Below are 7,984 nucleotides of genomic sequence, written 5' to 3'. Positions count from 1 at the left end.
ACCCGTGCCCCACATCACCATCAGCCCTCGGTGAGAAATCGGACCTCGGAAACATCAGCCGGTGGATCCGGGCTCAGACGAACCGCAAGGGACATCTGGCGAGACATTCCGCTCCGCAGCAGCTCAGACGCCGTCGGAGGGACACAGGGAATTGGAACCTACACGTACGCGGCCTGACGTCGGGCCCTTCCAAGGCCTGGCGTAGGCTGGATCAGTCCGCCCACCCGTCTCCCACCACCACCCTTGTTTTGAGCGCTTCGCGCGCACCTGTTCATTTCCTTGACGAAAGGGACGCCGCCGGTGACCGAGAAGGCCGACCTTCAGTCCGTCCTCGACCGTGCCGCCGCGGGCGGACGCATCACGCCCGACGAGGCGCTCGACCTGTACCGCGACGCCCCGCTGCACGCGCTCGGCGCCGCTGCCGACGCCGTACGCCGCCGCCGGTACGCGGGTACCGAGCACATCGCGACGTACATCATCGAGCGGAACATCAACTACACGAACGTCTGCGTGACGGCGTGCAAGTTCTGCGCCTTCTACGCGGCCCCCAAGGACAAGGCCAAGGGCTGGACGCGCGACCTGGACGACATCCTGCGCCGGTGCGCGGAGACCGTCGAGCTCGGCGGCACCCAGATCATGTTCCAGGGCGGCCACCACCCGGACTACGGCGTCGAGTACTACGAGCACCACTTCTCCGCCATCAAGAAGGAATTCCCCCAGCTGGTCATCCACTCGCTGGGCGCCTCCGAGGTCGAGCACATGGCCCGGATCTCCAAGGTGTCGGTCGAGGAGGCGATCCAGCGCATCCACGCGGCGGGGCTCGACTCCTTCGCGGGCGCCGGCGCGGAGCTGCTCCCCGAGCGCCCCCGCAAGGCCATCGCGCCGTTGAAGGAGTCCGGCGAGCGCTGGCTGGAGATCATGGAGACCGCCCACCGGCTGGGCGTCGAGTCCACCTCCACCATGCTGATGGGCACCGGCGAGACCAACGCCGAGCGCATCGAGCACCTGCGGATGATCCGCGACGTACAGGACCGCACGGGCGGCTTCCGCGCCTTCATCCCGTACACCTACCAGCCCGAGAACAACCATCTGAAGGGCCGCACGCAGGCCACGCTCTTCGAGTACCTGCGGATGATCGCCATCGCCCGGCTCTTCATGGACAACATCGCCCACATCCAGGGCTCCTGGCTCACCACCGGCAAGGAGATCGGCCAACTCTCCCTGCACTACGGCGCGGACGACCTCGGCTCGATCATGCTGGAGGAGAACGTCGTCTCCAGCGCGGGCGCCAAGCACCGCTCCAACCGTCTTGAGATCATCGACCTGATCCGCAAGGCGGGACGGGTTCCGGCGCAGCGGACGACGACGTACGAGCACATCGTGGTCCACGACGACCCGGCGAACGACCCCGTCGACGAGCGGGTGATGTCCCACATCTCGTCGACGGCGATCGAGGGCGGGACCGCCCATCCCGAGCTGAAGCTGCTCGCCGCCAACTAGATGCTCACGATTCACGCGGCGCCGCTGGTACTGCCGCTCGGTGCCGAGCCGGTGCCCGACGGGGCGGTCGCCGTCGACGGCGAACGGATCGTGGCTGTCGGGCCGTACGAGGAGGTGGCCAAGGCCCTCGTCGGCGCGCGCACGCGCAACTGGCCGGGGGTCCTGACACCTGGGCTGCGGCAGTGGCACGGGCGGTGGCTGCTGACCAGGTGCTACCACCCCGACCCGCGGGAGGCGGACGAGCTCGGCACCGAGCCCACCACGGGCGCCGCTCTCGACGAACTCGCCCCGGACGCCGCCCGGATGGCGGGCAGCGTCCGACGGGGGCTGCAACGGATGCTCGCCCACGGGACCACCCATGTGGGCGGGCCCTTCCCGGACGCCGTACGGCAGTCCGTGGTGCGGGCGGGGCTGCGCGAGGTGCCCGAGCCGTGGCGCTCGGCCCCGCCGGTGTGGGACGGACCGGACCTGGATCCCTTCGTCGAGGGGTACGACCTGCCCGGCACCGCCCACGGTCCGCTCACCGTCGGAGGCCGGGCCGACCTCGCCGTCTTCGACGCGCCCGACGAGGCCGCGCTCCTCGCCAAGGGGGCCGGGACCTGCATGGCCACGGTATTGGGCGGTCGGCTGGTGTACCGGCGGCGCTAGGGGGTGTTTTGAAAGTCCCGCACAGCACCCACGGCGCCCGGCACGCACCCTCGCCGCACCGGCCAAAGACCCAAGTACGTCCAGTACGAGGGCCTTCGTCCGGCACGCCGAGGGCACGCACCGAACACCGCGGGCACCGCACAGGACTTTCAAAACACCCCCTAGGACGCGCCCCAAAGGGGCGCGGGGAACTGCGCGAGCAACCGGCGACGGCCCGCGGCCCGCGGCCCGCGGCCCGGGGCCCGCGTACCGCGGAAGCGATCGAGCTCATCCCGCGAACGCCTCCCCGAACTCGCCGTCCTCCTGCTCCACTCCGCTGCAGTTGGTCAGCGTGGCATCCTCGGCGCACTCCTGGTCCCTCAGCGTCGACCACATCGACACCCACCCGATGCCCTTCTCCTGCGCGAACTCCCGTACCTGCGTGGCGTCCTGGAGCGTGAACGTCTCCCCGTCGACGTCGTTCACGCCGATCATCGAGGTCAGCGCCATACCCCGCCAGGCGCCGGAGGCGGATGTGCCGAAGACGTCCCGGAGCTGGGTGTGCGCCGCCTTCGCCGCGGTGATGGCGTAGTCGCCCATGTCACCGTCGTAGGACTCGCCGTAGTTCATCGTCATGAGGTTGACGGTGGAGACCTCAACGGCGTGGTTGTTGGCGGAGTTCAGCAGCGCGATGCTGTCGTCGTCGAGGCCCGACGGCATCACCGGGAGCGTGAAGGAGACCGTGAGGTCCTCGCGCTCCTGCTGAAGCAGGGCTATCGCCTTTGAGCGCAGGTCCACCGAGTCGGCGTCGGACAGTTCGTCGCCCTCGATGTCGAAGTCGGCCTGGGTGGAGCCGGCCGCGTCCAGCGCCTCGCCGTAGGCCTTCGCCAGCGTGGAGGCGCTGTCGCAGTGCGTCGCGAGCTCATCGCCGGAGGCGCCGCCGAAGGAGACGCGGACGGTCGCGCCGGACTTTTTCAGCTCGGCGATCCGGGCCGCCACCCCGGAGTCACCCACGCGGTGGACACCGCTCCAACTCGGCGTGCAGTCACTGCCGTCGGCGATCGCGAAGGCCAGGTTGTACGTCGTGGGGGAGCCGGCCGTGTCGTTGGCGGAGGCGGTGAGGACGCTGACGTAGGGGGCGTAGGGGGCGTAGGGGGTGGGGCTTTCGGTGGGCTCGGCGCTTCCGGAGGGTGCCGTACATCCACTCATTGCCAGGGCAAACAGAATGGCGAGCCCGGGCATCGCCTTCAGGGAACTCCGCATTGCGTGAATGTCTCACACCGAACCGGGTCCCCCCCGGGAAGTCGCCGCGAAGGCCGCATCTCTCAGTGAAGGGACAGACTGAGGCGCTTCTCATGGGCACCTCACATGACTCCGGCGTCTTCGGCACACAAAGCCGCTCTAGTGTCCAGGGAATGCATTCCGAGCCTGCCATCGAAAGCCGCGCCGCGACGCGCGGTCGCCGCCGCAAACGCGGCAACGAGTCCGCCGAAGGGCCCGTGTTCGTTGACAACTCCGGACGCCGGTCGAAGGTGCTGCGCCGTATCGGCATCGTCGTCGGCGTCGGCTGCGTCGGGTACGCGGTCGTCCTGGGGATGGCCTTCATGGGCATCGGCACCTCGATCGACCCGGCCCGGCTGCTGCCGTTCGGCAACAGCGCCCAGGGCGGCCCTGCTGCTCCTGCTCGCCCTGACCAGCATCATGCTGCTGGACGGCTATCTGCGCGCCGAGGTCGGCGGCGACCAGCGCGTGCGCAGCGGGGCGAGCTCCAGCGACGTACCCGACAAGGTCCTCGACGGCGGCCCGATCCTCACCTTCCGCGGTCGGCTGGGTCCTGATCGCGGGGTTCGTCCTGGTGTGCGGCTGGGTGGAGGACGTGGCCGCGAAGAAGAAGCCGAAGCTTCTTCCCTGAGGGCGTGAGCTTCTTCCCTGAGGGCGTGCTGCAAGAATGGGCCCGTGACCCGCGCTTCCCTGAACAAGCAGCCGCACGAAGTCGCCTCGATGTTCGACGACGTCGCGGAACGGTACGACCTGACGAACGACGTGCTCTCGCTCGGCCAGGACCGGGTGTGGCGCAAGGAGGTCGCCAAGGCGGTCGACGCCCGCCCCGCGCAGAAGGTCCTGGACCTGGCCGCCGGTACGGCGACCTCCTCCCTGCCCTTCGCCCGCACCGGCGCCTACGTCGTCCCCTGCGACTTCTCGCTCGGCATGCTCCAGGTCGGCAAGAAGAAGCACCCCTGGCTGCCGCTGACGGCGGGTGACGCGACGAGGCTGCCGTTCAAGGACGACACCTTCGACGCCGTCACGATCTCCTTCGGCCTGCGCAATGTGCAGGACTTCGACGCCGCCCTGCGCGAGATGTACCGGGTGACCAAGCCCGGCGGACGGGTCGTCATCTGCGAGTTCTCGCACCCGACGTGGGCGCCCTTCCGGACCGTCTACACCGAGTACCTGATGCGCGCCCTGCCGCCGGTCGCCCGCGCGGTCTCCTCCAACCCCGACGCGTACGTCTACCTCGCCGAGTCCATCCGCGCCTGGCCCGACCAGCCCGCCCTCGCCGAACGGCTCCAGAGGGCCGGTTGGTCGAAGGTGGCCTGGCGGAACCTGACCGGGGGGGTCGTGGCCCTGCACCGCGGGTTCAAGGAGAGCTGAAGCCCGCGCACGCCGCGTAGGAGTGGCCTCCCGGCTCGTCGAGTTCCCGCTGCATCCCGCCGCGCGGCGGCCGCGGGGGCCGCGGCTCCCGTACCCCGGCGCCTCCGCCGCCCTCTCCCTCCCCGAAGTCGAACCACACGGTGACGACGGCCCCGCGCGGTACCTCGACGCCGGGCGGGGGGTACTGCCGTACGACATAGTCGACCACGGCGAGATGGACGTCGGGCCGGTCGGGAGAGGCGAGCAGCACGCCACGTGCCTCGGCCGACCTACGCGCGTCCACGGCCATCAGCCCCACGAGGCGCGGTACGCGCACTTCGGGTGTCTTGGGCGGTTTGTGCACAGACGTCACCCCCAGCGGTACCGGCAGGGTAACCCCCGCCGCGTACCACCCGGAAGCGCTAAGTGTCTTTCTGTGACAGTCGGTTACCGTGCGTGGCTGAACTGGATTACGCGGCTCCGATTTCCAGGTCCAGCCGGTAGCAGTGCCCCTGCCGTTCGCTGGTCGGCGTCCTGAAGACCTCGGCCAGCCGCATACCCAGGCGCCGCGTCACCGCGATCGACCGTTCGTTGCGGGCGTCGACCATGGCCACCACGCTCGGCACTCCCGCCGCCCGCACCCGCTCCAGCGTCAGCCGCGCGGCCGCGGTGACGTACCCCTTGCCCCAGTGCGCCCGCGCGAGCCGCCAGCCGATCTCGATCTCGCCCGTCGGGCCCCAGTCGCGCTCCCAGGGCTGGGCGCCGGTGAAGCCGATGACCTCGCCGGACTCGTCGAGCACGGTCCACAGGCAGAACCCGCGCTCGGCGTCGTGGCGGCGCTGCCGGGCGGTGAGCTCCTCGTAGACGGACAGACCCGCGGACTTGCCGCCGTGGAACTCCATGACGTCCGGGTCGTCGAAGATCCGGTGCCAGGCGACCGCGTCCTCGTCGGTGGGAACACGCAGCCGTACTACGGGAAGAGCTCGGTTCACGGGGGCAACCCTTCAGCCGGGTGATCACTGCTGCTGAATAGACTGCCCGTGTCCTGTGCCGGTCGGCACGCTGATTTCGAACTTGGGGAGATCCCGCCGTGACCGAGCCCCTCCTCTCCGACAACACCGCCGATGTGATCGTCGTGGGCGCGGGGCCAGCCGGCTCCACGACCGCGTACCACCTGGCCAAGGCCGGGCTCGATGTGCTTCTGCTGGAGAAGACCGAGTTCCCGCGGGAGAAGGTCTGCGGTGACGGCCTCACCCCGCGCGCGGTCAAGCAGCTCGTGGCGATGGGCATCGACATCTCCGAGGAGGCCGGCTGGCTGCGCAACCAGGGCCTGAGGATCATCGGCGGCGGCGTCCGGCTCCAGCTCGACTGGCCCGACCTCGCCTCCTTCCCGGACTACGGCCTGGTCCGTAAGCGCGACGACTTCGACGAGCAGCTCGCCCGCCAGGCGCAGAAGGCCGGTGCCCGGCTGTACGAGCGCTGCAACGTCGGCGCCCCGATCATCGACGACCGCACCGGCCGTATCACCGGCGTGCACGCCAAGCTCGGCGAGGAGAAGCGCGAGGTCTCCTTCCACGCGCCGCTCGTCGTCGCCGCCGACGGCAACTCCACGCGGCTGTCCCTGGCGATGGGCCTGCACCGCCGCGAGGACCGCCCGATGGGCGTCGCGGTGCGCACGTACTTCGAGTCCCCGCGTCACGAAGACGACTACCTGGAGTCCTGGCTGGAGCTGTGGGACCGCCGCGGTCCGGGCGAGGACCGGCTGCTGCCCGGCTACGGCTGGATCTTCGGCATGGGCGACGGCACGTCCAACGTCGGCCTCGGTGTCCTCAACACCTCCGACTCCTTCAAGGAGCTGGACTGGCGCGAGGTGCTGAAGGCCTGGTGCGCGTCGATGCCCGAGGAGTGGGGCTACACCCCGGAGAACATGACGGGCCCGATCCGCGGCGCCGCCCTGCCGATGGCCTTCAACCGCCAGCCCCACTACACCAAGGGCCTGCTGCTGGTCGGCGACGCCGGCGGCCTGGTGAACCCCTTCAACGGCGAGGGCATCGCCTACGCCATGGAATCCGGCCAGATCGCCGCCGACGTCATCGTCCAGGCGCACGCGCGGCAGACCCCCGCGGGGCGCGAGATGGCCCTGCAGCGGTACCCGCGCGTACTCAAGGACACCTACGGCGGCTACTACACGCTGGGCCGCGCCTTCGTGAAGCTCATCGGCAACCCGAAGGTCATGAAGATCGCGACCCAGCGCGGTCTGACCCACCCCCTGCTCATGAAGTTCACCCTGAAGATGCTCGCCAACCTCACCGACCCGACGGGCGGCGACGCGATGGACCGGATCATCAACGGGCTGAGCAAGGTGGCCCCGAAGGCCTGATCAGGCGCTCATCGCCTGGATGTTGGCGGCCCGGCGGGCCAACACCTCCTCCCGCCGGTCCGCCACCTGCCGCAGGGCGTCCTTGCGGTCCCGCTTGGAGAGCCGGTCCAGGTAGACCTGCCCGTTGCAGTGGTCGGTCTCGTGCGCGAGGCACCGTGCGAAGTACCCCGTGCCCTCGATGACCACCGGCTCGCCGTGCTTGTCCAGCCCCCGCACCACGGCCCGGTCCGGACGCGGTGCGTCCATGACGGCGCCCGGCACCGATCTCCGAGTGGGACAAGCCGGGCATCCTGTACGGCAAGCCGGCCCGGGTGGGGGTACCCCCTCTGGGGGAGCACCCGCGAGGAGGTCGTCGCCGAGCTGTGGGCGCAACTGAAGGACGCGCTCAACGACTCCGGCAAGACGGCGCTCACCGACGCCGACCGCCTCGGCTGGTTCATGGACCCGGCGGTGACGGGCCTCGGCGGCCCCGACCCGCAGAACCGCGAGCAGCTGATGATCCACCCCACGGGCACGTTCTACAACCGCCCCACGGCCCGCACCAGGATGCCCAACTTCTTCCTCGCCGGCGACTACGTCCGCACCGACATCGACCTCGCCTCCATGGAGGGCGCCAACGAGGCGGCCCGCGCGGCCGTCAACGCACTGCTGGAGGCGGACAATTCGGACGCGGAACGCTGTGCGGCCTGTACCGCCCGCCCGAGCTGGAACCCCTGAAGCGGATCGACGAAGTCCGCTACCGCCTCGGCCCGCCCAACACCTTCGGCCTCGGCTAGGCCCATCCTCCGCACGTAGCGGTATCAGTTGAATCCGCTGGTGGGCCGTGACGGCGGGAGGGGTGTCGGT

Annotated in this window: 7 protein-coding genes and 3 pseudogenes; 6 read left to right on the top strand and 4 right to left on the bottom strand. The window is 70.0% G+C overall.

Annotation, left to right across the window (positions count from 1 at the left end):
- The first annotated feature begins 300 nt into the window (after positions 1–300).
- Positions 301–1,500: a cyclic dehypoxanthinyl futalosine synthase gene (gene mqnC, locus RMT89_RS39255; protein ID WP_315888543.1), complete on the top strand. Its 1,200-nt coding sequence runs from the start codon at positions 301–303 to the stop codon at positions 1,498–1,500.
- The gene (locus RMT89_RS39250; RefSeq protein ID WP_315888542.1) at positions 1,501–2,148 is read left to right on the top strand and encodes an imidazolonepropionase-like domain-containing protein; all 648 of its coding nucleotides are present in this window, start codon (positions 1,501–1,503) and stop codon (positions 2,146–2,148) included.
- Positions 2,149–2,415: 267 nt separating this feature from the next.
- On the opposite strand, the gene RMT89_RS39245 is transcribed toward RMT89_RS39250, so the two are convergent.
- Positions 2,416–3,390 carry a chitinase gene (locus RMT89_RS39245; RefSeq protein WP_315888541.1) on the bottom strand — a complete coding sequence of 325 codons (975 nt, stop codon included), beginning with the start codon at positions 3,388–3,390 and terminating at the stop codon, positions 2,416–2,418.
- 304 nt (positions 3,391–3,694) lie between these two features.
- On the opposite strand from RMT89_RS39245, the pseudogene RMT89_RS46195 reads away from it, so the two are divergent.
- Both RMT89_RS46195 and RMT89_RS39230 read left to right on the top strand, forming a co-directional pair.
- Positions 3,695–3,951, top strand: a pseudogene (locus RMT89_RS46195) (hypothetical protein); the annotation flags it as partial.
- 132 nt (positions 3,952–4,083) lie between these two features.
- Entirely contained in the window at positions 4,084–4,779 is a 696-nt protein-coding gene (locus RMT89_RS39230; protein ID WP_315888540.1) for a demethylmenaquinone methyltransferase, read from the top strand.
- On the opposite strand, the gene RMT89_RS39225 is transcribed toward RMT89_RS39230, so the two are convergent.
- Together RMT89_RS39225 and RMT89_RS39220 are read right to left on the bottom strand one after the other, a co-directional pair.
- A complete protein-coding gene (locus tag RMT89_RS39225; protein WP_399498785.1) occupies positions 4,766–5,131 on the bottom strand; it encodes a PASTA domain-containing protein in 366 nt (121 codons plus the stop codon). The genes RMT89_RS39230 and RMT89_RS39225 overlap by 14 nt on opposite strands.
- A 97-nt stretch (positions 5,132–5,228) precedes the next feature.
- The gene (locus tag RMT89_RS39220) at positions 5,229–5,750 is read right to left on the bottom strand and encodes a GNAT family N-acetyltransferase (RefSeq protein WP_315888538.1); all 522 of its coding nucleotides are present in this window, start codon (positions 5,748–5,750) and stop codon (positions 5,229–5,231) included.
- Between the two features lie 98 nt (positions 5,751–5,848).
- On the opposite strand from RMT89_RS39220, the gene RMT89_RS39215 reads away from it, so the two are divergent.
- Positions 5,849–7,138 carry a geranylgeranyl reductase family protein gene (locus tag RMT89_RS39215; protein WP_315888537.1) on the top strand — a complete coding sequence of 430 codons (1,290 nt, stop codon included), beginning with the start codon at positions 5,849–5,851 and terminating at the stop codon, positions 7,136–7,138.
- Here RMT89_RS39215 and RMT89_RS39210 read toward each other — a convergent pair.
- Positions 7,139–7,402, bottom strand: a pseudogene (locus RMT89_RS39210) (peptide deformylase); the annotation flags it as partial.
- Between RMT89_RS39210 and RMT89_RS39205 the strand changes: the two are divergent.
- Positions 7,396–7,914 (top strand): annotated as a pseudogene (locus RMT89_RS39205) (FAD-dependent oxidoreductase); the annotation flags it as partial. The pseudogenes RMT89_RS39210 and RMT89_RS39205 sit on opposite strands and share 7 nt — an antisense overlap.
- Positions 7,915–7,984: the final 70 nt, after the last annotated feature.

The organism is Streptomyces sp. P17 (genome assembly GCF_032436805.1).
GTDB lineage: Bacteria > Actinomycetota > Actinomycetes > Streptomycetales > Streptomycetaceae > Streptomyces.
The sequence above is the reverse complement of the archived record's forward strand: the minus strand, read 5'-3'. Positions and strand labels throughout refer to the sequence as shown.

Bases quoted from the DNA above. Each gene is read 5' to 3' on its own strand.
- RMT89_RS39250 (WP_315888542.1), top strand. From the start codon at position 1,501: ATGCTCACGATTCACGCGGCGCCGCTGGTACTGCCGCTCGGTGCCGAG.
- RMT89_RS39245 (WP_315888541.1), bottom strand. From the start codon at position 3,390: ATGCGGAGTTCCCTGAAGGCGATGCCCGGGCTCGCCATTCTGTTTGCC.